The 25950-nt window shown below is 39.7% G+C and carries 25 protein-coding genes, 1 tRNA gene and 1 pseudogene; 6 read left to right on the forward strand and 21 right to left on the reverse strand.

The window, feature by feature from the left end; translation table 11 throughout:
* Window positions 1-162: 162 nt before the first annotated feature.
* The 3 genes and pseudogenes from AAEZ18_RS11325 to AAEZ18_RS11335 form a co-directional block, all read right to left on the reverse strand.
* Window positions 163-318 (reverse strand): annotated as a pseudogene (locus AAEZ18_RS11325) (LysE family transporter); the annotation flags it as partial.
* A gap of 13 nt (window positions 319-331) precedes the next feature.
* Window positions 332-1105 carry a hypothetical protein gene (locus AAEZ18_RS11330; RefSeq protein ID WP_179808261.1) on the reverse strand — a complete coding sequence of 258 codons (774 nt, stop codon included), beginning with the start codon at window positions 1103-1105 and terminating at the stop codon, window positions 332-334.
* Window positions 1106-1108: 3 nt separating this feature from the next.
* Window positions 1109-1585, reverse strand: a complete 477-nt coding sequence (locus AAEZ18_RS11335; protein WP_083497484.1) for a CreA family protein — start codon at window positions 1583-1585, stop codon at window positions 1109-1111.
* 254 nt (window positions 1586-1839) lie between these two features.
* On the opposite strand from AAEZ18_RS11335, the gene AAEZ18_RS11340 reads away from it, so the two are divergent.
* Complete coding sequence (locus tag AAEZ18_RS11340) at window positions 1840-2169, forward strand: 5-carboxymethyl-2-hydroxymuconate Delta-isomerase (RefSeq protein ID WP_011327042.1); 330 nt, start codon at window positions 1840-1842, stop codon at window positions 2167-2169.
* Window positions 2170-2316: 147 nt separating this feature from the next.
* On the opposite strand, the gene AAEZ18_RS11345 is transcribed toward AAEZ18_RS11340, so the two are convergent.
* The 5 genes from AAEZ18_RS11345 to AAEZ18_RS11365 all read right to left on the reverse strand — a co-directional run bounded on the left by AAEZ18_RS11345 (window position 2317) and on the right by AAEZ18_RS11365 (window position 4743).
* Window positions 2317-2484, reverse strand: a complete 168-nt coding sequence (locus tag AAEZ18_RS11345; protein WP_011327041.1) for a hypothetical protein — start codon at window positions 2482-2484, stop codon at window positions 2317-2319.
* Between the two features lie 8 nt (window positions 2485-2492).
* Window positions 2493-3218 carry a zeta toxin family protein gene (locus AAEZ18_RS11350; RefSeq protein ID WP_011327040.1) on the reverse strand — a complete coding sequence of 242 codons (726 nt, stop codon included), beginning with the start codon at window positions 3216-3218 and terminating at the stop codon, window positions 2493-2495.
* Between the two features lie 347 nt (window positions 3219-3565).
* Window positions 3566-3642: transfer RNA gene (locus AAEZ18_RS11355), tRNA-Ile, on the reverse strand.
* Window positions 3643-3948: 306 nt separating this feature from the next.
* Entirely contained in the window at window positions 3949-4107 is a 159-nt protein-coding gene (locus AAEZ18_RS11360; RefSeq protein ID WP_011327039.1) for a YqaE/Pmp3 family membrane protein, read from the reverse strand.
* 72 nt (window positions 4108-4179) lie between these two features.
* Complete coding sequence (locus tag AAEZ18_RS11365) at window positions 4180-4743, reverse strand: BON domain-containing protein (RefSeq protein WP_086995925.1); 564 nt, start codon at window positions 4741-4743, stop codon at window positions 4180-4182.
* A gap of 314 nt (window positions 4744-5057) precedes the next feature.
* On the opposite strand from AAEZ18_RS11365, the gene AAEZ18_RS11370 reads away from it, so the two are divergent.
* Window positions 5058-5723, forward strand: coding sequence for a LiaF domain-containing protein (locus tag AAEZ18_RS11370; RefSeq protein WP_086995927.1), 666 nt, complete (start codon window positions 5058-5060; stop codon window positions 5721-5723).
* A 270-nt stretch (window positions 5724-5993) separates the two neighbouring features.
* Window positions 5994-6797, forward strand: a complete 804-nt coding sequence (gene suhB / locus AAEZ18_RS11375) for an inositol-1-monophosphatase (protein WP_011327036.1) — start codon at window positions 5994-5996, stop codon at window positions 6795-6797.
* A gap of 278 nt (window positions 6798-7075) precedes the next feature.
* Here the strand turns inward: suhB and secF are convergent, their stop codons facing one another.
* From secF to queA, 5 genes are all read right to left on the reverse strand, one after another.
* Window positions 7076-8023 (reverse strand): protein translocase subunit SecF, encoded by a 948-nt coding sequence (gene secF, locus AAEZ18_RS11380; RefSeq protein WP_011327035.1) that lies wholly within the window; start codon window positions 8021-8023, stop codon window positions 7076-7078.
* 9 nt (window positions 8024-8032) lie between these two features.
* Window positions 8033-9892 (reverse strand): protein translocase subunit SecD, encoded by a 1860-nt coding sequence (gene secD, locus AAEZ18_RS11385; RefSeq protein ID WP_011327034.1) that lies wholly within the window; start codon window positions 9890-9892, stop codon window positions 8033-8035.
* Between the two features lie 19 nt (window positions 9893-9911).
* Window positions 9912-10247: a preprotein translocase subunit YajC gene (gene yajC / locus AAEZ18_RS11390; protein WP_011327033.1), complete on the reverse strand. Its 336-nt coding sequence runs from the start codon at window positions 10245-10247 to the stop codon at window positions 9912-9914.
* Window positions 10248-10273: 26 nt separating this feature from the next.
* Window positions 10274-11401, reverse strand: coding sequence for a tRNA guanosine(34) transglycosylase Tgt (tgt, locus tag AAEZ18_RS11395; protein WP_089367646.1), 1128 nt, complete (start codon window positions 11399-11401; stop codon window positions 10274-10276).
* Window positions 11402-11551: 150 nt separating this feature from the next.
* Window positions 11552-12583, reverse strand: coding sequence for a tRNA preQ1(34) S-adenosylmethionine ribosyltransferase-isomerase QueA (queA, locus tag AAEZ18_RS11400; RefSeq protein ID WP_011327031.1), 1032 nt, complete (start codon window positions 12581-12583; stop codon window positions 11552-11554).
* A 200-nt stretch (window positions 12584-12783) separates the two neighbouring features.
* Between queA and AAEZ18_RS11405 the strand changes: the two genes are divergently transcribed.
* On the forward strand, window positions 12784-15315 hold the full coding sequence (locus AAEZ18_RS11405) for a two-component system response regulator (protein WP_089367645.1): 2532 nt from the start codon (window positions 12784-12786) through the stop codon (window positions 15313-15315).
* Window positions 15316-15539: 224 nt separating this feature from the next.
* Window positions 15540-15752, forward strand: coding sequence for a hypothetical protein (locus tag AAEZ18_RS11410; RefSeq protein ID WP_011327029.1), 213 nt, complete (start codon window positions 15540-15542; stop codon window positions 15750-15752).
* On the opposite strand, the gene AAEZ18_RS11415 is transcribed toward AAEZ18_RS11410, so the two are convergent.
* Together AAEZ18_RS11415 and AAEZ18_RS11420 are read right to left on the reverse strand one after the other, a co-directional pair.
* A complete protein-coding gene (locus AAEZ18_RS11415; protein WP_089367644.1) occupies window positions 15749-16687 on the reverse strand; it encodes a hydrogen peroxide-inducible genes activator in 939 nt (312 codons plus the stop codon). The genes AAEZ18_RS11410 and AAEZ18_RS11415 overlap by 4 nt on opposite strands.
* A 68-nt stretch (window positions 16688-16755) precedes the next feature.
* On the reverse strand, window positions 16756-17982 hold the full coding sequence (locus AAEZ18_RS11420) for an RNA-guided endonuclease InsQ/TnpB family protein (RefSeq protein ID WP_339686155.1): 1227 nt from the start codon (window positions 17980-17982) through the stop codon (window positions 16756-16758).
* 38 nt (window positions 17983-18020) lie between these two features.
* Here AAEZ18_RS11420 and AAEZ18_RS11425 point away from each other — a divergent pair, with 38 nt between their 5' ends.
* Window positions 18021-18206: a transposase gene (locus AAEZ18_RS11425; RefSeq protein WP_192532701.1), complete on the forward strand. Its 186-nt coding sequence runs from the start codon at window positions 18021-18023 to the stop codon at window positions 18204-18206.
* A 97-nt stretch (window positions 18207-18303) separates the two neighbouring features.
* Here the strand turns inward: AAEZ18_RS11425 and AAEZ18_RS11430 are convergent, their stop codons facing one another.
* From AAEZ18_RS11430 to AAEZ18_RS11455, 6 genes are all read right to left on the reverse strand, one after another.
* Complete coding sequence (locus tag AAEZ18_RS11430; RefSeq protein ID WP_041454322.1) at window positions 18304-19572, reverse strand: inorganic phosphate transporter; 1269 nt, start codon at window positions 19570-19572, stop codon at window positions 18304-18306.
* Between the two features lie 39 nt (window positions 19573-19611).
* Window positions 19612-20289, reverse strand: coding sequence for a TIGR00153 family protein (locus AAEZ18_RS11435; RefSeq protein ID WP_306287617.1), 678 nt, complete (start codon window positions 20287-20289; stop codon window positions 19612-19614).
* A 148-nt stretch (window positions 20290-20437) separates the two neighbouring features.
* Window positions 20438-21139: a phosphate signaling complex protein PhoU gene (phoU, locus tag AAEZ18_RS11440; protein WP_011327025.1), complete on the reverse strand. Its 702-nt coding sequence runs from the start codon at window positions 21137-21139 to the stop codon at window positions 20438-20440.
* A gap of 42 nt (window positions 21140-21181) precedes the next feature.
* On the reverse strand, window positions 21182-22009 hold the full coding sequence (gene pstB, locus AAEZ18_RS11445; RefSeq protein ID WP_011327024.1) for a phosphate ABC transporter ATP-binding protein PstB: 828 nt from the start codon (window positions 22007-22009) through the stop codon (window positions 21182-21184).
* 22 nt (window positions 22010-22031) lie between these two features.
* Complete coding sequence (pstA, locus tag AAEZ18_RS11450; protein ID WP_011327023.1) at window positions 22032-23681, reverse strand: phosphate ABC transporter permease PstA; 1650 nt, start codon at window positions 23679-23681, stop codon at window positions 22032-22034.
* Window positions 23682-23695: 14 nt separating this feature from the next.
* On the reverse strand, window positions 23696-25930 hold the full coding sequence (locus AAEZ18_RS11455) for an ABC transporter permease subunit (RefSeq protein WP_011327022.1): 2235 nt from the start codon (window positions 25928-25930) through the stop codon (window positions 23696-23698).
* Between the last annotated feature and the right edge of the window lie 20 nt (window positions 25931-25950).

Below are 25950 nucleotides of genomic sequence, written 5' to 3' on the forward strand. Positions count from 1 at the left end.
GTTACTTGCTCAGGTGTTGGGTAGAACCGTTGTTTAACCGCTATCTCTTTCATGCCTTACAAGATACACAGTGTTTTTGTAAGATTCAAGCTCTATTGTTAGCGCGTTGCGCTAAAACCTTACATCCCCGACCTAAAGGACGGAGTTTTTCGGCTCAAATGATAAAATAGCCGCACCAACACCTGCACTAGTCCAAAGAGCATTGCGCCTACCTTGCTGCACACTTTGCTTTAATACCACAGCAAAATCGGGCCCTGGGCTTGCTACTGCAAAAAAGTGCGCTACGGCAATCAGTAAAAATTCGTCTAAGTAATTCACACAATATCTCTGCTTAGTTTGGCATATACGCTAATAACAGCGGGTTAGCTGAGTTATTGACTAATGCTTTAATTTCTTTTTGCGCTTTTTTAAATTGGCCGCGCAAATGCGGTTTTAAATGCTGCTTAGAGCGTTTATCATTTTTAAAGTAACTCACTAACGCATGCATAAATACCGTATGGGTTTCGTTCAACGACGCTTCGCGATTTGCATAAGGGTTATAACACGAGCCACAGCCGCCCTTAAACTGATATACCGTATTGCTCATCATTACCCCAAAGCCTAAAAAGCAAGCCAGTGCATCAGCAGCTTGCGCTAAGTAGTCTTTTCCGCCCGGTGGTAATACGCCTACATGATGAATTAAAATAGTCGCTAACGTTCCAGCAAAACTGGCAACTAAGTCTTGTGGCTGGTTTACTTGATTTGGATTAAACGAAATATTAATAGCCTGGCTAGGCGGTACAATTAATTTAGCGCCTTCGCCACGTAGTTGTTGGCTAAATTTAAACTGTGGAAAAACCTGTGGAGTGAGCTGCTGCGGTGCAACTAGTTGAATAGGCCACGCTGTCATACCCGCATAACTACTTACGCGGTTAAATACCTTAGTGGCCATTTCTTCAATACTCGATACCGAGTCGGGAAAGAACTCAACCGTGGGCAAAGTGATTTGCGTATGCTGGGTAAAAAACTCAACATCAAAGTTTTCAACTGCCCATATAAAGGTATCAATTAACCATTGCTGCTCTTGCTCAGCCAGTAATGGTTTGGGCTTAAATAACGCTAACATAGCTTACTCTCGCTCTTGCCCAAGCGCCCATTGCCATGCTTGTGTATTGTATAATGGCACAGTAGATAACGCATGATGATGACTCCCCGTAGACTCTTTAGTCGAGTACGACAAATACAATAAGGTATGTGCTTTAGCATCGTAAATACGACGCACTTTTAATGATTTAAACAAAATACTTTTAGATGATTTAAATACCACTTCCCCAGATTTACTCCGATCAATCTGCTGCAATTGCTCTGCGGTAATAACCCCGGTTTGCCGACACGAAATTGACATATCAGAAGGATCTGAAAAATCTAAATTAGCTTCTATATGGCTAATATGGCACGTTACCCCAGTGACTAAAGGGTCTTGTTGCGAATTTACAATTACATCCTTGGTGGTAAATAACCCAAGGCTTACAGAGGCAACATCATCTGAGCACGCTGTTAAGGTAAGCATACCTGCGAGTAAAAAGCTGACTTTTAAATACTTCATCGTGTTCTCCAACATACTTAAAGAGGGATACGGTTTATTCTTCTATACTAAACGTATTTACAGCTACAAAACACATGTTGTAAAAAATAAACATTGCGCTATATACATTCACCTTTGCCGCACCATAACACTTCTTAATGGCTAATTGTGCAAAACAAAAAGATGCTAATTCAGCATTGTAGGGGTTAGCGGGTAACCTGGTATTTGGTATAATAAGGTTCACACATGTAGTAACTCATAATAGGAACGCCTAAATGCCGCACATTATTATTGAACACTCAGAAGACCTCCCTGTATTACCACAAGTACTTGTAGAAAAAATTCACAACGCCGCTTTCCAAAGTAATTTATTTGATTTAGAAACCATAAAAACACGCGCTATTTCCTATCAGCAATATCTACTTGGCGCAGGCGGGTCGGGGTTTATACATATTGCGGTACACATTTTGGCGGGGCGTTCTATTGAGCAAAAGCAAATGTTAAGTGAGCAACTACTTGAGTGTTTAAAAACCTATTGCAGAGCATCAGACAGTTTAAGCGTTAATATTTACGATATTGAACATGAGATCTACCGTAAAAATTAATTTATCGAATACTGCCGAGAAAACCCAGTGTTCAGAACGAAGTAATGCCGCAGGGATGAATCATATGTCACTCCTGTTTTCTTAATGCTACTAAAATGACATAAATTTCTAAACAGTAAAAAGTCCCTTGTTGGGACTTTTTACTAATTATCTTTGGATAGCTGAAGCTTTATTTACGACTTGAACCTGGGAAGAAATAGCTCGCTCAATAACTTGGCTATAAACTCGCTTCTTCTCGCTTGAGCTAGAATCTAACACAAAGTCTGAAAGCTTAGAGTTTTGCGTTGGCTTTGGCTTAATTAAATTTGAAAACATAAACTCTCCTAAAGCTCGTTTTTTGAGCTGGATGGTGATTCTATCAGGCTCTCCAGATCTTCTCTAGTGAATTTTTCATCTAAATGATGCTCTATAGCCTGAACATTACCGTGATAAAAACGAGTTTTACCTTTGTTATTTTTAACTAATAAATCAACTTGTATTTGACTACCAAAATTTAACTTAAGCTCCCTTATAACCTCCTGAGAGGCAAAGAACTGATCAATGAAGATATTTGGTAGAATTCTACGCCCTTCTAGCTTTTCTCTTGCCTCAACGAACTCCCAAGCGAGTTCTGGCTTCTGATATACAAACAAAATAAGTACCTGCCTTCCCTTGCGAATAGAGCGTTCAATATTCTTTTTTGCAACATCATAGCTTGCCAAAGTTCCATCTAACAAAAAAGACTGCTTGTTTTTAAACGCATGGTCAAGTGTCCGCTCTACGATAAAAGAAACTGCGCGATGAAATAAATACGAGTTATCACCTGAATAACCAGGTATAAGCTCTCTTAGCTCATCAGGATCAAGCCTTAGCACATTATCAGCTCCAATTTCTTCTAAAAAAGCTTTTGATGTCTCAGTTTTACCTGCACCTGGTGAACCTGACATAAAAACAGAAACAGGCCTTATGTCTGAAGGGAACTCGTTTTTATCTGTTAGTTTGCGAGCTATACGTGTTCTATTGCTTTTTGCAAAAGTTATAGCCTGCTGCTCTAGTTCTTCTGGTGTCATATAAAGCCTTAATCATCTCTACCCAGTATGTCACTTAAGTAGTTATTCGCAAGTGATTCAAATTCAGAGTAAGCCTCATATTTAAAAGCAGTCTGTTCTCTTTTTTCCCATTGGTAAATTATCTATTTTGTATTATTAATAAAGACCCCCCCTGTAAAACAGGGTAATACAAGCATCAAAGCTTTATAGAACGAAACATCTTTGATGTAAGGCTAATCTTTTAATACATACAATTTTTTATTCACAATTAGTTGCTCTAATAAGTTAAGTTTTTTGTTATTGTGAGAAGTATCAAAGGGTAATTTCGGTTAGTAGATATTTGTATTTACTTGGGAAGCTTGTAAAAGTGGTGGCCCCTCCCAGACTCGAACTGGGGACCTAACGATTATGAGTCGTGTGCTCTAACCAACTGAGCTAAGGGGCCAACTTTTTGTATAACTGTAAACAGTTAATTTTTTAAGAAGCGTTTAGTCACATAGCGACTAAAGCGGGGTGCAGTATAAAAAGTTTTTAGGGGCTTGTCACTAGCAAAAGTCTTTATTTTAACAATCAATGGTCTAACTGCTTAAATAGTAATCTTTTTATGGGTGTAATATTAAAATTTGCAGAATTTAGGGTTAATACTGGCAGCTAAGTAAAAGTGAAATGGAAGGCTGTATATCGCGTAATTTAAAAATTGGGCTTTAAATAAGCAACTTACAGCTTATATTACGCGACAAACAGAAATGAATTATTTTTTTGCGATAATGTAGATTGCATGTATTACTCCAGGGAAGTAACCAAACAACGTAAGTAAAATATTTATCCAAAAATGTAAGCCTAAACCCACCTGTAAAAATACTCCCAGTGGTGGCAGTAAGATTGAAAAAATAATACGTATAATATCCATAAATACTTCCTTATTTATAAACAAAAAATTATAAGCAAAAACCCAGCAAAGCTGGGTTTTATAAATACTATATTACTTTGCAACTATCGTTAATTTATCTACTACGTCGCGAACATCTTCAGCATTTTTAGCAATTTTTACTGCAAGCTGTTTTTCAGCATCTGAGTTCACTGTACCGGTAAGAGTAACTACACCTTTGTCAGTATCTACATCAATGTTTGTACCACCAACTTCTGAGTTAAATAAATAACGCGTTGTGATGACTGTGGTAATTTTAGCGTCGGTTAAGCCGCTACCATCATCATCTTTCATGTTGTCATGGCTTTTACTGTTCATGCTTTTCACAACAGTAAGCTGGTTATCAACATCGGTTACGCCATCTAAACTCAGTACAAGTTCTTCTGCTAGCTCTTTGTCGAGTTCGCTATTAACTTTACCTGTTAGTATAACTTTGCCATTTTTTACATCAGTGTTGATGTCAAAGTTATTGAGGTTAGTGTTCATAAGAAGCACTGTTTCAGCCTTACCATCAATCCAAGCATCTTTACTTTCATTTTCCCAGCTGCTCGCTTGAGCACCCATAGCCGTAGTACCTAAAACTAACGCCGCAATGATAGATTTGTTAAATGTTTTCATAATCTTTCTCCTTTTGATTAAAGACACTTTAACTAATGCCAGCTTTAGGCCAACTTTAATAAACAAGTAAAATCATAGACTTAAGGTTAAATATAAAATAACTTCACTTTGTATACATCACTTTTTTACCGACTTATCGGTAAAAAGTTCTCAGTTGTGAAAATAACTAGATAATTACTATTTTGGTTAATGAATCGTTAATATGACAAAGTTATAAATAGGCTAAAAACATAACAAGCTGATTAATAAAAATAATATTTTTGGTATGTGCTTTGCTTATATAGTGACAACAGTAAAATAAAAGGAATACCCTCATGAGCGTAAAAATAACAGACCGCCCGCTAGAGCAAGTGCGCGAAGAAGTGATTGATCAACTAATTTATAATTACAGCCACGGAGTTATTTCTGTAGAAGCATTTGAAAGGCGTTTAGATGAGGCAATGGCTACAAATAATAATGAAGTCCTTGTTAGCTTAGTTGAGGATTTAACCCTTAATACTGATCAGCAATATAATGCCCAAAAACATTCGCAATTTTCACCCAATTACAGCGCTCAGCAATTTAGCCAGAGTGACTTTACATTACGCAGTATTTTAGGCTCCAATGAAAGAAGTGGCCAGTGGATTGTGCCTAAAAATATTTACCTGACTAACTTTATGGGCTCGGTAGTACTTGATTTTACCGATGCTATTTTTACCCACCAAGAGATAACGATTCATGTTAACTGTATTTTTGGCAGTGATGAAATATACGTACCAGAACACGTTAATGTAGTATCAAAAATGTTTAGCATTATTAGTAGTGTTGAAAATAAAACAGTGGCACTTAACAAGCATCAAGGCCCGACCATCCATATTGAGGGAAAGGCTATTATGGGCTCGGTAGAAATAAAGATTAAGCGCACCATTAAAGAAAAATTTATTAGCTTTGCTAACCAATTAAAAACCCAACTTGGTGGTAAAAGTGGTACTCCAATGTGATGAACCACCTATAAAAGCATGTTCATAGCTTTTAACTTGAGCCCAGGTTAAAGAGTAAAAAACATGCTAAATTTTTAAAGCACTAGAACACATTTAAAAAGTGCTTTGCAGATTCATCAATGCTGAATTTGTATAAAATGCCCTGCACATCAAGTAAGTACAAAAAACAAACAAAAGTATTTAGGCTTTGTTGTTTACTTTATGGCAAAAGTCGCTAAAATACGCCAGCTAAAATATATAAACGTTCTTTTACAACCCAAAGGTAATACCATGCATCCAATGTTAAACATTGCGGTTCGCGCTGCGCGTAACGCAGGCAAAATTATACTTCGTGCAAGTGAAGATTTATCAAAAGTTGAAGTTCAACAAAAAGGCACTAACGATTTAGTGACTAACATTGATAAAGAAGCTGAAGCTATAATTCGCGACACCATTTTACGCTCTTACCCTGATCACTGCATTGTTGGTGAAGAATTAGGCGAGCATAAAGGTAAGGATGCAGATTACCAATGGATTGTTGACCCGCTTGATGGCACAACTAACTTCATCAAGGGTATTCCTCATTTTGCGGTTTCTATCGCACTTAAAGTAAAAGGTCGTTTAGACCAAGCCGTTATTTATGATCCAATTCGTGGTGAGCTTTTCACTGCCTCTCGTGGTCAAGGCGCACAACTTAATAGCAAACGTTTACGCGTTTCTAAAACAGTTGATTTAGGCGGTTCAATCTTAGCTACTGGCTTCCCTTTCAAGCAAAAACAACACCTAGATGCATACACAGAAGCGTTTAAAGCTTTATTCATACATACAGCTGATATCCGTCGTGCGGGCTCTGCTGCGCTAGACATGGCTTATGTTGCTGCTGGACGCGTTGATGGCTTTTTCGAAATTGGTTTAAAACCTTGGGATACTGCTGCAGGCGAGCTATTAGTAAAAGAAGCAGGCGGCATGGTTGTAGATTTTGCTGGCGGCGTAAACTATAACAATAGTGGTAACATTATCTGTGGCGCACCTAAGCTAACTCAAGCAATAATTCGCGAAATTCGCCCTGTATTAACAGAGTCATTACTTCGTTAATAAAAACTGCATGGTTTAAAAAAGGAGCTTAGGCTCCTTTTTTGTTGTCTGCAAAAAATTATTTATGACGATTAAACTGCTTAGTGAAACAATTAACTTTGTATCTCGCTTTTTATCCTTTAGCGCAGCTTCAGTATGATAAGTGTTAATACCACAAATAAAATGGCATCGTTTTATTTAAGAGTAAAGCAGTGGTAGTTAATGTATTGAATACTTGGCTTTAGTGCAGGCAATAAAAAACCGCCCAGATGGGCGGTTAATATCGGCTTACAAATCTATTACGGCATAGCGTCTAGATCAGCACCTTCTTTTTCAATCACTTCTGGTATTAAATCTTCTTTACTTACGCCAAGTGCAATAGCAACTGAGCTGGCAACGTAAATAGATGAATAAGTACCAATAAACACACCAAATAACAATGCTGTAGCAAAGCCATGAATGGTTTGACCGCCCCAAATAAACAAGGCAATTAATACTAAAATAGTGGTAATTGACGTTACTAAGGTACGATTAAGCGTTTGTGTTAAAGAAATATCGATAATTTCTATCGTGTCATCAATACGTACTTTGCGGAAGTTTTCACGAATACGGTCAGATACTACAATGGTATCGTTTAGCGAGTAACCTATTACCGCTAATATAGCCGCTAATATGGTTAAATCGAACTCTAAACCTAATACCGAAAATAAGCCAACGGTAATAATAACATCGTGAATTAAGCCGCTTACTGCGCCTACTGCAAAACGCCATTCAAAGCGAAACGCTACATAAATCAAGATACAAATAAGCGCAGTTAACATGGCCAGGCCACCCTGCTCTTTTAGGTCTTCACCTACGCTTGGGCCAACAAACTCAATACGGCGCATTACTACGCTTTCGTCTGCTAGCTTTAATGCAGCAATAACTTGGTTACCAATAACTTCAGCTTTTACGTCATCGCCGCGCGGCGCTAAACGAACTAAAATTTCTTGGCTTGAACCAAACAATTGTACCGATGCATCTGCAAAGCCATTTTCGGCAAGTACATTACGCACCTTTTTAAGATCTGCAGGTTGCGAAAAGCCAACTTCTACGGCAGTACCACCGGTAAAGTCTAAACCAAAGTTTAAGCCTTTAGTGAAAACCGATATAAATGCCGCTAAAATTAATAACGTTGAAAAACCCATTGCCACTTTACGAAGAGACATGAAACGTAGGGTTTTGCTACCCAATTTTAAAATTTGCATGGCTACTCCTTAAATTGAAAGTTTATCAACACGTTTACCGCCGATAAATAAGTTGATAATCGCACGTGTACCAACAATAGCTGTAAACATTGACGTTAAAATACCAATTGCTAACGTAACCGCAAAGCCTGCAATTGGGCCAGTGCCCACAGCAAACAAAATAACGGCAGCAATTAAGGTGGTAATATTGGCATCGAAAATAGTGCTAAATGCACTGTCATAACCAAAATGAACGGCTTGTTGAGGGCTACGGCCATCGGCCAGCTCTTCACGAATACGTTCAAAAATAAGTACGTTGGCATCAACCGCCATACCTACAGTTAGTACAATACCGGCAATACCAGGCAAAGTAAGCGTTGCGCCTGGAATTAACGACATAACACCAATAATAAGTACTAAGTTAGCAGCAAGCGCAAGGTTAGCAACCATGCCAAAGCCTTTGTAGTAAATAAGCATAAATGCAAGTACGAATGCAAAACCAAGTGCTACCGCGGTCATACCTGCTTCAATGTTTTCTTGCCCTAAGCTTGGCCCTACGGTGCGCTCTTCAACTATTTGAATTGGCGCTACAAGTGCACCAGCACGTAGTAATAAGCTTAAGTTATGTGCTTCTGCTGGGTTATCAATACCGGTAATACGGAACGAGCGATCAAGGCGTGCTTGAATAGTTGCTACGTTAATAACTTCTTCAACCTTAATAGGCGGAAGCGCTTTACCGTCGGCATCTTTTTTACCTGATGGTTTGTATTCAATAAATACCGTGGCCATGCGCTTACCAATAGCTCGCTTGGTAAAGGCATTCATTTTTGCCCCACCTTTGCTATCTAGCGTAATACTTACTTGCGGGCGTTGGTATTCATCGCTACCTGATTGCGCGCCAGTAATATGGCTACCTTCAAGAATAATACGTTTTTTAAGTACCACAGGGTAACCGTCACGGCTCATGATCATTTCAGTACCCGGTGGGATACGACCTTGAGCAGCAGCGCTAATATCGGCGTTTTCTTCTACTTCGCGAAACTCAAGTGTGGCCGTTGCGCCTAAAATCTCTTTAGCACGAGCAGTATCTTGAATGCCGGGTAGTTGCACAATAATTCGCTCAGCACCTTGGCGCTGTACGTTTGGCTCAGCAACACCAATTTGGTTAATACGGTTACGAATAATCGTTTCGTTTTGCTTGATAGCGTAATCACGAATTTCTTTGAGTTTTTGCTCACTCATAGTCGCATAAAATGCGTTATCGTTACTGCTATCATCTATGTATACATTTAATGGATACTGCGTTTTTAAGAAGCGCTCTGCAGCGTCTTTATCTTCTTCGCTGCGCATTTCTACACGCATACGATCAGAGCCCGCTACACGGCGAACACTGCGATAACGAAGTTTTTCTTCACGTAGGTCGCTACGAAAGTCTTCTTCCATTTGCTCAAGCTGGTTATCAACGGCTGTCGCCATGTCAATTTCCATGGTGAAATGCACACCACCACTTAAGTCTAGGCCTAGCTTCATTGGGTTGCCGCCAACCGCTTTTAACCAAGCTGGTTGCGCTGGAGCCATGTTTATAGCAGAAATGTAATCATCGCTAAGAGAGTTACGCAATAAATCTTGCGCTTTTAGCTGCTCTTCAACGTTTCTAAAGCGAACGAGTATTTGCCCATCTTCGAGTTTCGTTGATTTAACACTAACGTTATGTTTTTTGAGGGTTGCGTTTACTTTGTCTATTACACTGAGATCAACATCAGCACCTTTAGCGCCAGAAACTTGTATAGCCGGATCGCGACCATACAAGTTTGGAGAGGCGTATAAAAGGCCAACGGCTACCACAGCTAAAACAAGTAAATACTTCCAAAGTGGAAACTTGTTTAACACGGGGTCGTCCTTATTATTTTTATAGCGACTTCATTGTGCCTTTTGGCAATACCGCAGTTACGGCTGATTTTTGTACTGTTACTTCTGCTTGCTCGTTTAATGAGATAACAACAAAATCTTTATCATCTGCAATTTTTACTATTTTACCCACTAAACCGCCTTGGGTAAGTACTTCATCACCTTTAGCCATCGCGCTCATTAAGCTTTTATGCTCTTTAACACGCTTAGCTTGCGGGCGATAAATCAAAAAGTAAAAAACCAAACCGAAAATAGCTAACATTATTAGCATTTCCATTCCGCCACCGGCAGATGCAGAACCAGTACTTGCGTGGGCATTCGAAATAAATAAACTCATGATACTTCCTCTTTAATTTTTAAAATTTAATTTGTTATATCTGCAAGCTCTGGCACGTCTTGGCCACGGCGAGCATAAAAATTCTGAACGAACTCATCTAACTTACCTGCGCTAATTGCGTTACGTAAGCCTTCCATAACACGTTGATAATAACGTAAGTTATGAATAGTATTTAATCGTGCGCCTAAAATTTCGTTACATTTATCAAGGTGATGTAAATAGGCACGTGAGTAGTTTCCACAGGTATGGCAATCACACTCAGGGTCAAGCGGGCCAGTATCTGTTTTATGTACTGCGTTACGTATTTTAACCACACCTGTGGTTATAAATAAATGACCATTACGAGCGTTACGGGTTGGCATAACACAGTCAAACATATCAATACCACGGCGTACCGACTCAACTAAGTCTTCTGGCTTACCTACACCCATTAAATAACGTGGTTTGTCTGCTGGCATTTTGTACGCGCAATGATCAAGAATATTGATCATTTCGTTTTTCGGCTCACCTACCGATAAACCACCTAATGCATAGCCATCAAAGCCTATTTCTTCAAGTCCGGCTTGCGATTGTGCACGTAACTCTGGGTACATACCACCTTGAATAATACCAAACAGTGCAGATGGGTTGTCGCCATGGCCTTCTTTTGAGCGTTTAGCCCAGCGAAGTGACAATTCCATTGAATCTTTAGCTTCTTTTTCGGTAGCAGGGTATGGTGTACATTCGTCAAAAATCATCACGATATCTGAACCCAAGTCGCGCTGTACTTGCATTGATGATTCTGGCGTCATCATAATTTTCTCGCCATTTACTGGGGAGCTAAATAATACGCCTTCTTCGGTAATTTTACGCATAGCACCTAGGCTGAACACCTGGAAGCCACCTGAGTCAGTTAGAATCGGGAAATCCCAATTCATAAACTTATGTAAACCACCGTGTTGCTTAATGATTTCAGTGCCTGGGCGCAGCATTAGGTGAAACGTATTACCTAAACAAACTTGCGCGCCTGTTGCTTTTACTTCATCCGGTGTCATGCCTTTAACAGTACCGTAAGTACCTACAGGCATAAATGCTGGAGTTTCTATTACACCACGGTCAAAAATCAAGCGGCCGCGGCGCGCTTTACCGTCTGTAGTGTCTAATTCAAATTTCATATTGTCCTCAATGTCGGAAAAACAGTCCAACAAGCTATAATTTAACCGCTCGATTCTACCCTTTTTACTGCGTTAATACTATTAACTGCGGTAAATTCAATGCTGATTTAAAAGCAAATAGCCAGCTTAAACAAGTAAATTTTGTGGTGTTTATTTACGGGTTAAAAACATCGCATCGCCATAACTAAAAAAACGATACTGCTGCTCTATGGCGGTGTTATATGCGCCCATAATATTGTTTTGTCCGGCAAAGGCACTTACCAGCATAATAAGCGTTGACTCTGGTAAGTGAAAGTTCGTGATCATGGCATCAACCACATTAAATTGATAACCCGGATAAATAAATATATCGGTATCACCAAAGTAAGTATCTAACTTACCACCGTGTACTTTTGCTGCCGATTCTAGAGAGCGTACAGACGTTGTACCTATGGCAATAACACGCCCACCATTGGCTTTAGTGTTTGCTACAGCAGCAACCACATCATCTGGCACTTCTATGTATTCTGAGTGCATAATGTGCTCATCTACCGTGGCAACACGCACCGGTTGAAACGTCCCCGCTCCCACATGCAGTGTAACAAAAGCCATTTGTACGCCTTTATTTTTTAGCGCGGTCATTAACTTATCGTCAAAATGCAAACCGGCGGTAGGAGCCGCAACCGCTCCAGGCTTTTCGCCGTACACGGTTTGATAACGCTCACGATCGGCTTCGTTATCAGGGCGATCTATATACGGCGGTAATGGCATATGGCCAATATCATTTAATATATCGAGTACGTTTTGGCTATGCTCAAACTCCAGCTCAAATAAGGTATCGTGACGCGCAACCATGGTTGCTTTTGCCTTGCCTTCAAGAATTACTTCGTTGCCTGGCTTTAGCGATTTACTCGCGCGCACATGTGCCAGCACTCTATGCTCATCAAGCACACGCTCTACTAATACTTCAACTTTTCCGCCTGACGCTTTTTGACCAAACATACGGGCAGGTATTACTCGCGTGTTATTAAACACCAACAAGTCATTTTCGTTAACTAATTCAAGCAAATCACTAAATACTTTGTGCTCAACTACACCACTTGGGCCATCTAGGCTCAATAAGCGGCTACTTGTTCTGTCTTGCTTAGGAAAACGAGCAATTAATTCGTCGGGAAGGTCAAAGCTAAAATCAGCCACGCGCATAGTTGGTAATCCACATCATTTAAAGTCGCGCCAAGTGTATATCTATCGCTTATGAAGCTCAAGAAATCAGGTAAATTCTCATTAAATTACACTTGTTTTACTGCATTTATTATCATGCCGTAAATACGCTTGTCCTAAGCGGTAAATATCATTACTCTTACTCTTTTGAATAATCGTGATTTTTTAGGGGTACTCTAAACGTGGTAAATCAGCTTAAATTGCTAATATTAAACGCCAGCAGTGCTGAGCGTGGCACTATTCGAGCCACTTTAGAGAAATTAAATGTTTTTGAATTTATAGAAGTATCTGATAGCCAACAAGCTTTAAAAATATTAAAAAAACAAGCCGTTAATATAATTATTACTGGCCTTGATGTAGGTAAAATTGATGGCTGGCGCTTCTCAAGAATGATCCGCTCGGGCTTATTAAATACCCCTAAAAATACCCCAATCTTACTTATTCCCCCTATTTATTGTGAACGAATAGCTGAAACTACTGCCCGCAGCTACGGTATTGATGCAGTATTACCTTTTGAGCGCCAAGACATGCTGCCGCAAGTGCTGGCAAGTGTGCTCGCTAACCATTTAGAAAAAAGCAGTCGTTTAAACCTCTTACTGTTAGAGCCGACTAACACTAAAGCCAATGAAATCAGCAAGCCGTTACTGCTCAATTTTTCGATCACCCATGTTACCTCGAGCCAAGCCGCGCTTAATGCTTATAACCAGCAACAATTTGCAATTGTTTTACTTGATGCAACCGCTGCAAGAGCAGAAGAGTCGAGCGTGCTAGTATCTGAAATTTTACAACATAATCCTATGCAAGCAATTGTAACTATTATAGATAGTGATGATGCAGATTATGCGGAGCAGCTTTTACTTTCGGGCGTAACCGACTTTATACGTGCCCCATACGATCCGCCATTTTTAAATAAAGTATGCGACCATGCAGCGCGTCGCGAAGACTTTATGGTGAGCTACGCTGAATTTGCTAACAAAGTAGAGCAACTGAGCATAAGCGAAGTGCGATACCGAGATTTATTTTCTGCGCATCAACGTATTTTATTGCATTTAAATACTGTCGTTCTAGAACTTGATCAGCAAGGGCTTATTCGCTTTATCAACCCAGCGTGGGAAGCATTGAGTGGCTTTGGTGTTAAATCGACACTACAACAGCAATTAACTAATTTTTGTATTGCTGAATGCCAAGTAAAACTACAAGCAACAATAGACGACATTCTTTGTGGTGGTGAGTACAAACAACAAGTTGAAATAAGGCTACAACATAAAAATGGCAGCCAAATTTGGGTTGAATGTCGGCTGCAGCTCATACAAAACAGCCATAATAACGCCACTATTACCGCCACAATCGACAATATTCATGAACGAAAACAAGCGGAACTGCAGCTGCGCCATTTAGCACTTCACGATACGCTTACTGGCCTGCATAATCGCTATTACTTTGACCAACAGCTGAATCGTATTTGCCAACCTCAGCACACGCATTCTGATATTGAACACGCGCTTATTTATATCGATTTAGATCACTTTAAAATAATTAACGACAGTAAAGGCCATCAACAAGGCGATATTGTTTTAAAAGAAGTAGCGCAATTATTTATAACAAACATAAGTACCGAGCATTTAGTGTGTAGAGTTGGCGGCGACGAATTTGCAGTGATCCTCAAACATACTAACTTGCTTGACGCGCATTTAATTGCCGAAGGTATATGTAACGCGATTGAACAAAATCAATTTAAATCTGAGGAGCAAATATACTCAATCAGTTGCTCAATTGGTTTAACTCAAATTACCAAAAAGAATTGCGACCCAAGCGAATGTTTAAAACAAGCTGATATTGCCCTGTATATCGCTAAAAATTTAGGTCGTAATTTAGTACATTGCTATGCAAAACAAGATGCCCATAACAATACGCTACAAACGGGTTTAGAGTGGGGTCATGGTATTCGCCAAGCGCTACAACAAGACAGCATTGAACTGCATTACCAACCAATTTGGGATTTTAGGCGCAATGAAGTTGCTTACTTTGAGGTGCTGCTGCGCTTAAAAATAAATGATGAACTAGTTTTTCCTAATCAATTTATTCCTTCATTAGAAATGCTAAACGATACTTTTTTAATGGATCAATGCGTTATTCGTAACACAATTGCTAATGTTGCCCTCTACCCAGAACTTAACCAAGTAGCTATAAATCTCTCTGCGCAGTCATTTTTAGATGAGCGTTTAGTGCCATTAATAGAGTCAAATTTAGCAAAGTATCAGGTTTTACCAACACAAATAATTTTTGAAATTACCGAATCTGCCAGCATTAACAACTTAGCAGCTACGCGTAAAATGATTGAAAAACTCAATATTTTAGGCTGCCACTTTTCCATTGACGATTTTGGCACCGGCTTCAGTACTTTTAACTACTTGAAACAACTGCCAGCACAGCATGTAAAAATTGATGGCTCGTTTGTTTGCGATATGCTCAACGACCCTATTGATTTAGCACTAGTAAAGGCCATTAACGACATTAGTCATTCACTCGATAAGCGCTCTGTGGCTGAGTATGTAGAAACCGAAGAAGTATTTTTTGCATTAAAAGAAATTGGCGTTGACTACGGCCAAGGCTATTTTATAGCTCGCCCTATGCCTATTAAAGGTGTTAAAAGTGAACTTGAAAAGATTTTAAAAAATAAAACGTTTTACCAACAACTACCTAGCAAAAAATAAACAGCTGTAAACAAAATTAAGCTCTTTACTACTATCATAATTATCTTTCTCGGCTATACTTTACTTACAAATCAGCAAATGTCGCGCAATTAATACGATAAGCGCAAAAAAACATGACATTATAAATCAGCCCAAATAAGACGACAATTTGTTGGATGTTGGATGTTGGATGTTGGATGTTGGATGTTGGATGTTGGATGTTATTAGAGTTTAAGGAGGTAAATATGACACAGCTAGTTGTTTTATTACTACTTATGCATTTTGCAATTGCGTTTCAGTGTTACCGATATGCACACATTAAAGGTTATCCTGTTCGGGTATTTACTGTATTAGGGCTAGTGCCTTACTTTAATCTGGTTGTTTGGGTTTATTTACTTTTTTTACCTAAACTAGAACCATATGAAAGCCATAACCATGAAAACAAGCAGCTATCTTAGCTGCTTGTTGCTGTCTCTTTAGCAAAGTCTAAACTACATTGGTGTTTTAAAAACACCTCTAATTGCTGGCTGAACAATTTAAAGTCGCGAATTCGTCCGGTTGTTTTACGCCACAAAATACCAATTTCACGGTATGCCTCATTCGCCGATGGAGTTGCTAGCATATTTTTATTATCTAAAATGCCGGCATTAATCGCCATTTGCGGTAAAAAGGTCACCCCCAACTGATACTCCACCATGCTCAATAAAGTATGCAAGCTGGCTGCTTCAAACGGGTTTATACAGCTGACACGGTTTAAATGACATGCACTAAGCGCGTGCCCGGTCATACAGTGCTCACGTTCTAGTAAGAACACGCTGGCGTCGGGTAATAAGTTAAAGTCTTGCACGTTCTTTGCTGGCGTGTAATCTTTGTGATGTACCAAACTAAAATGATCTCTAGCTAACACCTGAGTATGAAACTTATCGGTTTGATACGGCAGTGCTAATAAGGCTAAATCTATCTGACCATGCTCTAATTTATCGAGTAACTTATCGCTAGTATCTTCTACTAATACCAGTTCTAAATCGCAAAATTCTTGCTTACAAAAGTGATACAAAGGCGCGGCAATAAAGCTCGCAATAGTAGGAATAACCCCTACGGTTAACTTACCACTCAGCGGCGTTAAAAAGCTTTTAGTGAGCTCTTTTAAACTGATTGTGTCGTGAATAATTTTGCGCGAACGTTCAACTACTTCATCACCAATGGTGGTAAACATTAAACTGCGGTTTTCACGTTCAATAAGTTGGCAGCCTAGTGTTTCTTCTAAGTTTTGAATGGCTGTACTTAATGTTGATTGGCCAATAAAGCACGCACTAGCAGCGCGGCCAAAATGTTGATATTGATGTACTGCAAGTAAATACTGCAGCTGTTTTATACTCGGAAGATTAGTCATTTTTTCTTTCCACAAGTGAACTACTCAGCGACTAAAGATCACTGGGCTTCTACAATCTAGCTTTTGGGCTAGGCTGCTACTTTTTTCTCAGATCCAACAGCAAACTTCGATAGCTCGAAGACTTTCGTTTTAATAGCTGATTTCTGCTGAGATATGGGGTTAACCCTTGCGACAATTCCAGCCGCAATTAAATCTAATTCACCTGTTTTAGCTATACTTTTTGCCGCAGATAAGTCGCGACCTTGATATGTCCTGCAAGCCAAACAAGTGAAATTTCTATCTTTCAGTGTCAAAACATGATGCTGGCCGCATTCACTGCAAATCCCTGTGGATTTTTCAAATCTGCCAATTTCATGATAGATCTTACCTTCAAGCTCAGTTTTATACTTTGAAAGCTGAGTGATGAGCCCCATTACGTTGTCGGCCACCATACTGCCATTAAATTTCTGCATTGCTTTTACATTTAAATTTTCAAAAATTAAAATATCATTTTCATTGGTTATCTGTCGTGAAATTTTATGCGCAAAGTCGAGCCTTTGCCTTGAGATTTTACCATGTAATTTATTGATGCGTTGTTTTGTTTTGTGCCAGCGATTAGAACCTTTTTTACGGCGTGCAAGCTGGCGTTGCAATTGATTCAGCTTCTCTTTTGATTGCTTTAAAAACTTTGGATTATCGGCAACATAACCGTTTGAGCCAACAACCGTCTGCTTTGAGTTAATATCAAAGCCTGTAATTGTTTTTAACACGCGAAGCGCGGCCTTGCATTCCACTTCTTGAGTTATACTACATTCCCATTTTCCGTGACGATACTGAACAGTCACGGTCTTGATTTTACTCGCTAATTTGCGATGTAAAATAATCGGAACTCTGCCGATTTTAGGGACACTAATAGCACCATTTTCAATGCGAATACAGTTGGAGTTGTTAACCGCCCGAAACGAGTCATTGTGAAGTTTTTTCTTTTTGTAAGTGATTTTATGCTTTGGAAAGCGTTGCAAACGACCTTTAGAGAATGCATTTTTCAACGCGGTTTCCAAGTCGCGAGCAACTTGCTGAGCCGCAGCAGAATCAAACGCTTTTATCCAATTAAACTCTTCAAAAGGCTTTAGCTCTTTAAGAACCGAGGCCATGTCTTTGTAAAACAAAAACGTTTTATCATACTCATATCGCCGCATGTTTTCAGATAACAACATATTCCAAATGCCTCGCGAAGTCGCGCCAAACTCAAAGAGTTTAACTTCTTGCTCTGGCGTTGGATTTAGCCTGTAGTTGTATCTAAGCGTCTTTTTCATACACTGTATAGACTACTGTATAAGCTCAGGTTGTCAAGATGCAATATGACAAAAAATCGTATTGTCAATATTTAATAGAATTACATTTAATATTGGTTGTGAAATACAGAAAACAGTTATTGGTAGGACACCTAGGGAAATTCGTTAAAACTCTATTGTCGAATTATCAACAAAATCAGAAAATATATTCGAGAGCAAGGCTAGCGATTCATCCCAGCGACTAAAGATCACAGGGTTTTCTCGCTAAGTAATCGATAAAAAGACCCCAACACCTAGGGCATTGAGATCTTTTCAAGCTAAAAGTCTTTAAGTACTTTTTTATTAAACCCCAAATGCGGTTCTTAGTACATAGAAAATAACAATAGCAAGGCCTGCGCCCACTGGCAATGTAATTACCCAAGAAACTACAATGTTTCTAATAACACCCATGTTCAGTGCGGCAATACCGCGTGCCATACCTACACCCAACACCGCACCCACTAAGGTTTGCGTAGTTGAAATTGGTAAGCCTGTGCCAGATGCAATTACAACTGTTGAAGCAGCAGCTAATTCGGCAGCAAAACCACGGCTAGGGGTTAAATGTGTGATCCCTTCGCCAATCGTTTTAATTACTTTTTTACCTAAAATAGCTAAACCGGCCACAATACCAAAACCACCTAGTGGTAATATCCACCAAGCAATAGCCGCTTGTTTTGCAATTTCACCGTTGTTTTCAACAATACTTACCACAGCCGCAAGAGGACCAATAGCATTAGCAACGTCGTTAGAACCATGAGCAAATGCCATACAACAAGCCGTTAAGACCATAAGTACTGCAAAAACTTTTTCAACGTTATTAAATTGCATTTTTTTATCGGCCTGAGGGTCGATTTTTAAACGTGAAATTGCAATTTTACCAATAAAGCCTACTACTACTGCAATCGCAATAGATAGACTAATACCTTCCACTGTGCCTAAGTTAATACCAATATGTTTTAAGCCTTTTTTAATTGTCACAAGTGACATAATAAAGCCAGCTAAGCCCATATAAATTGGCACGAAACGTTTAGCATTTTTAAGCGGAGTAGCCGTATCAAAAATAAGCTTTTGTGCGCTCATAAATATTAAGTAGGCAATAAAACCCGATATAGCAGGCGTTACTATCCAACTACCAACAATTCCTGCAACCTTGTTCCAATGAATCGCTTCACTGCCTACTGCAACTAAAGCAAAACCTATAATAGCGCCAATAATAGAGTGAGTAGTTGATACTGGCCATCCTAAGAATGATGCCATTAATAGCCAGGCGCCTGCTGCAAAAAGCGCAGAAATCATACCTAATATCATTAATTCAGGAATATCCATAAATGGCGTTGAATCAATAATGCCATTACGAATTGTCGATGTAACTTCGCCGCCGGCCAAGTAAGCACCTGCAAACTCAAAGATCATCGCGATAAAAATCGCTTGTTTAATCGTTAGCGCTTTAGAGCCTACTGATGTGCCCATTGCATTGGCAACATCATTTGCGCCAATACCATAAGCCATAAAAAAGCCAACTGCTGCGGCAATTAAAATTAATACCGTGCCGTAAGATGCAATGATATCCATTGTGTAACCTTAATCTATCGTTTTTGAACTGATTTTAAATTAACGAGCTAACATCAGCTCAAGACGTGATCCTACGCGCTCTGCAATATCTGCAAGCTCGCCAACCCATTCAATGATCTTATATAAAAACATCACATCAACCGGGTTTAACTCACCTTCTACTGCGCGTAGTTGGCGGCGTATTTTAATTTGCATTTCATCCGTGTCTTGTTCTATGGCATCCAATTCAACGAGCATTTTTTCAACTAAGGCCACTTCGCGACCTTTAAAACCTGTTTCTAATAACTCTTCTAACTCATTTATCGCATTAGATGCTTGTTTAGTAGCATCAACACAACGTGTTAAATAAGCTAAAAAGTCGATTTGAATTACTTTTGGTATGATCATCTCACGACCAATTACACGCCCTGCAATGTCTTTTGCTTTATTGGCAATTTTATCTTGCTGGGTTACTAATTCGAGCAGATCTGTACGCTCTACCGGCATAAATAATCCACGCGGTAGTTGTAAACGTATATTTCTTTTCATGTCATCGGCTTCACGTTCTAAATTACGAATGGTTAAACGTAGCTCTTCAGCTTGTTGCCATTCTTCTTTAAATACGTGATTAAAAAAAGGAATCAAAGCTTTACTAGCTTGATGAACCTTTCGAATATGTTCTTCCATTGGTTTGATAGGAGATTTTGCAAATACTCCTAGAAACGCGTTAGTTTGCATAACTGACCCTTAAATCAATTTAGTATGCTGTGCGGCATGAATTTTACAGTATTAAGCTCGATTGTGAACGCTTTTTATTGCTCAACCGCCAGCAAACTAAAAAAAAATTATAATTCGTCGTTGTAATAAAAAGGACTAATTAAAAAAATTATAAAGACTTTTCTATATCTTCTTGAGATGTATGACGAATATCTTTTCCATTAACAAAATAAATAATATATTCAGCAATATTTTGACACCGATCACCAATGCGTTCTAATGAACGAACTGACCACACTAAATCCATAATTTTCGGGATTGAGCGCGGGTCTTCCATCATATAGGTCATAATTTGACGAATAATGGCTTCGTACTCCCTGTCAACTTTAGCATCCTCTTTGTGTACTTCAAATGCACGTTGTACGTCCATACGTGCAAATGCATCAAGTACATCGTGCAACATTTTTGATACTTGGCGTCCCATATTTTCAATATTTACTAATAAAGCCTGTTGGTCTTTAGTAAATGAATCTAATGCAACTTTAGCAATTCGCTTTGCTTCATCGCCTATACGCTCTAAATCAGCAATGGTTTTTGCAATAGCCACCACTAAACGCAAATCGCTTGCAGCAGGCTGACGCCTGGCAATAATTCGCGTACATTCTTCGTCAATACTTACTTCCATTGCATTAACTTTATAATCATTCTCTCGCACTTTTTGCGCAAGCATAGCATCATTTTGGCTCACTGCATCTAACGCACTGTTAAGCTGTTGCTCAACCAGCCCGCCCATACTAAGCACAAGGTTGCGTACGTTTTCTAATTCTTGATTAAAACGGCCAGAAATATGCTTATTAATGTTATGTTCCATCGTTATTATCCTATCAATATTGTACACATAATATCGGCTGAATTAGCCGTAACGACCGGTTATATAGTCTTCTGTTTTTTTCTTATTAGGCGTTGTAAATAAGGTATTGGTGTCTGAGTATTCAATTAGCTCCCCCATGTACATAAACGCCGTTTGGTCAGAAACCCGGGCGGCCTGTTGCATGTTATGGGTAACAATTACCACAGTAAACTTACTCTTTAAATCGTTAATTAGCTCCTCTATTACTAAAGTAGAAATAGGGTCTAGTGCCGAGGTAGGTTCATCAAGCAGTAATACTTCTGGCGAAATAGCAATTGAGCGCGCAATAACTAAACGTTGCTGCTGTCCCCCCGACAACCCAAAAGCGCTGTCGTGTAGCCTGTCTTTTACTTCATCCCACAGCGCTGCACCACGCAATGATTGCTCAACTACTTCATCTAATTTACGTTTGTCTTTAATACCTTGTAAGCGCAAACCGTAAACCACATTTTCATAAATTGATTTAGGAAAAGGGTTAGGTCGCTGAAATACCATGCCTACGTTACGACGCAGCGCCGCTACATCAACGCTTTTATCGTAAATGTTTTGTCCATGTAGCAGTATTTCACCTTCTATGCGGCAAATATCAACTAAGTCGTTCATGCGGTTAATACACCGTAATAAGGTTGATTTACCACACCCCGACGGGCCAATAAAGGCTGTTACCTGGCCCTTTGGAATATTCATATTTACTTTACTCAGCGCTTGTTTATCGCCGTAGTAAAGATCGAGATCTTTAATCTCTAACGCTGTTTGCTCTGTGGTTAAATTGTCTAAGTCTAACTTCAAGCTGGTATTGGCTTGATTTACTTTTGGAGCGACTGAAATCATGTTTGTTACCTATTAAATCTTATTAAAGCTCAAGCGATCTGAATTTTTCACGTAAATGATTACGTATACCAATAGCGGTTATGTTGAGGGTAATAATTACCGACACTAATAAAAATGCCGTTGCATATACCAGCGGTCGCGCCGCTTCAACATTCGGGCTTTGAAAGCCAACATCGTAAATATGAAAACCTAAGTGCATAAACTTTCTGTCTAAGTGAAAGTATGGAAAGTTACCATCAAGCGGTAACGTAGGTGCCATTTTTACTACACCCACCAGCATTAATGGCGCTACTTCACCTGCTGCACGCGCAACAGCCAGTATTAAACCTGTCATAATTGCTGGGCTTGCCATAGGTATAACAATACGCCATAAGGTTTCTGCTTGTGTGGCACCAAGCGCTAATGATCCGTGGCGTACTGTACTTGGAATACGCGATAGTCCCTCTTCAGTGGAAACAATAACCACAGGCAAGGTAAGTATTGCCAGTGTTAAAGCCGACCACATAACACCTGGTGTACCAAATACCGGAGTAGGTGATGACTCAGGATAAAATAATTGGTCAAGGCTGCCACCTAGCATATAAACAAAAAAGCCTAAGCCAAATACACCATATACAATAGAAGGTACACCGGCTAGGTTAATTACCGCAATACGGATCATCTTAGTTACCGCATTTTTAGCCGCGTATTCATGCAAGTAAATTGCAGCAACCACCCCAAATGGCGTCACAATAACAGCCATTAGCATAACCATAAACACGGTACCAAATATGGCCGGAAATACGCCACCTTCGGTATTTGCTTCGCGAGGGTCGTCTGATACAAACTTACCTAATTGGATAAAGTAATGGCCCAGTTTGGTTAAAAAGCTCATGTCATTTGGAAACCACACATCTAATACTTGATACAATGGAATGGTGACTATTTCGCCGCGCATATCTTTAACCATAACTTGGTCGCGCTGTGCTTGTTTACGCAGTGCAAACAGTTGCTTTTCGAGCACCGCATACTCGGCACGTAGTTCTGCACGCGCCTCTGCAAGCTCAGCAACACGTTCGTCTGTTAGTTCATTATCAAGTAAGTAGGATTTTTCTTTTAGCCTTAGACGTTCCAGTTCATAGTTAATATGACCAATATCACCGTTTTGTAAATCAAGTGCTTCGTCGTTTAAATCAACTGCCCGTTCAACCAGCTTATGTAAATAGGCTACCTTATCGCCGGTAACAGGTTGTCCGTCTTCAATTACGCCTTCTACGTAGCCATAAAAATTACCATTTTTGCTACGCTCAAACACGGCAAGAGTGGTAGGCGTTGATTGGTTTTTTATGTCGGTGTTTAATATCCAACGAAAATCTAAATCTACATATTCACGGTTACCGGTTTTAATTAATAACCGCTCAAATTCTTCCCTATCATATGCCGAAACATCAACACCGGTTGCCGCTAAACGCGCTTTGGGTACTAATTCTCGATCGTAAATTTCACCAATAATAGTTTGTTTTGCAATTGAGCCTTCCAGCTCAAATTGCACTACTTCAGAAGGCCAGAAAAAGCTTAACCCTTTCCACGCTATCATAGCTAATAAACCAATTACTGAAATTAAGCTGATGCTCACCGCACCACCGGTCATCCAAATCCAAGGAGAACCAGACCTAAACCACTGCTTTACCATGTCGTGTTCTCCACTTACATTGAGCTGTATTTTTCACGCAGTTGCTGACGAACAAACTCAGCAATGGTGTTAAAAACAAAGGTAAATATAAATAATACAAATGCTGCTAAAAACAATATTCTGTAATGCGAACTACCCACTTCCGACTCTGGCATTTCAACCGCAATATTTGCCGCAAGCGTACGCATTCCCTGAAACACACTCCAATCCATAATCGGGGTATTACCGGTTGCCATAAGCACTATCATGGTTTCGCCTACTGCGCGGCCAAGGCCCATCATTACCGCAGAAAATATTCCAGGGCTGGCGGTAAGTAATACCACGCGTATCAGTGTTTGCCACTGTGTTGCACCCAGTGCCAGTGAGCCATTAGACAAATGCTTAGGCACGCTAAATACCGCGTCTTCCGCAATCGAAAATATAGTAGGAATTACAGCAAAGCCCATCGCAATACCCACTACCAAGGCATTACGCTGATCGAAGGTCATGCCAAGCTCGTTAGTTAAATATTGGCGCACGTTACCATCAAACATCCACAGCTCAACAGTTTCGCTCATCGCAAACGAAAACCAACCAATAAATAACACTACCGGTATAAGTATAATGGCATGCGATCCTTCAGGAATTTTATGGCGAATACTGGCTGGTAATTTAGTCCAACCAAGCGCAGTGGCCAAAATACCTAAAGGTAATAACACCAGTAAGCCGACTATGGCTGGTAAGTGCTGCTCTATTAAAGGCGCTAACCATAGGCCCGCTAAAAAGCCCAAAATAACGGTAGGAAGTGCTTCCATTATTTCTACCGTTGGCTTAACCACTTTACGCAGTTCACTCGACATAAAGTAAGCGGTATAAATAGCAGCAGAAATCGCGATAGGTACGGCAAATAGCATGGCGTAAAATGCCGCCTTTAAGGTACCAAACGAAATAGGCACTAACGAAAACTTAGACTCAAAGTCGTCACTGGCTGAGGTTGATTGCCAAATATAACCAGGCTCTGGGTAACCTTCGTACCACACTTCTTGCCAAAGTGCAGACCAAGTAACTTCTGGGTGTTCGTTATGAATTTCTAATACGGTTAGTTTGTTGTCGGCAACAATTAGCGCTGCATTTGCACGCGGTGCTATAGCAAAGCTTTTAATTGCTCCTTCGCTTACTTTGCCTTGCCACAATTTTGCTTGGCTTGTGGTGTAATAAACACCTAACTCACCATTACTACTGGTAGTAAAAAAGGTACGGCGGTAAAACTCAGTAAATACGTTTAACTTACTTTGCTTTGTTGTTTCAAATGAACGAATTTTTTGATATTCACGGCCGCTGTCGGTATTTATTTCAAACCACTGCGATACCTTTCCATTATCGTTTGCCAACATAAGAGAGTTAGCACCCGCAAGTAATTGCGCCGCAACAATATTGGCATTTTCTTCATTGGCAGACAGTAATTGAATTTGCTCTACTTCGCTTGGGTCGCGCGTATCGTAAACATAAATTTGATTAGCTGAGCGCACAAATACTCGGGTAGTATCTGGCGACATAAGTAACTCATCTACTCGCCCAGCAACATCTAGCTCGGTGCGTTCCACAAGCCATTCAACTTCACCGCTAAACATGTTTTCTTCAGCAACAAAGCTACTAAATAAAACGCGCTTGTCGGCTGTTAGCGCAACAACGGCTGTTTTGTCTTCAAAGTGGCTAAATGCAAAACGCTTTATAGCAGCACCTTGCTCGTCTACCTCTAAAGCAAGTTCGCCTAGCGGATAATCTAAACGCGGAGTTAATTTACGTTCGTTATTTGGAAACGTCACCATAAATTTAGGAATAACAATTTTTACACTGCCATTTTCTAAACCATATGCATATTGTCCCTGAAACGGTGCACTGGTAGCAAAGCTACTCACATCGCTAGGCAGGGTTACCTCTAGCGTTTTTAGCTTTTTACCAAAGTTAGCTTTTTCAACACTATAAAAGTCAACACTCCCTTGCTGGCTTAATAAATAAGCAACTTCAGTTTGTTCCTCAACGCCTACTCCCACTATTTGCTCTGCGTTTGTAAGATTAAAACTGTCGCGCTTTTCAACTTTAGCTGATTCAAAAATTGGCTGTACTATATAAAGAAGGTAGAAAAAAATTAATAGCAGCGCTATTAATACCATTACTCCACCTACGGTTATGCCAAACTGGGCAAGTCGGTCTTTAAATAGACGGCTTCGATCCGTATTAAAAGTCGGCTTATTCGGATTGGAAGTCATCAAAACATCCTTTAATCTTA

Origin of the sequence: Pseudoalteromonas sp. 19-MNA-CIBAN-0066 (genome assembly GCF_040308705.1) — a bacterium.
Taxonomy (GTDB): domain Bacteria; phylum Pseudomonadota; class Gammaproteobacteria; order Enterobacterales; family Alteromonadaceae; genus Pseudoalteromonas; species Pseudoalteromonas nigrifaciens.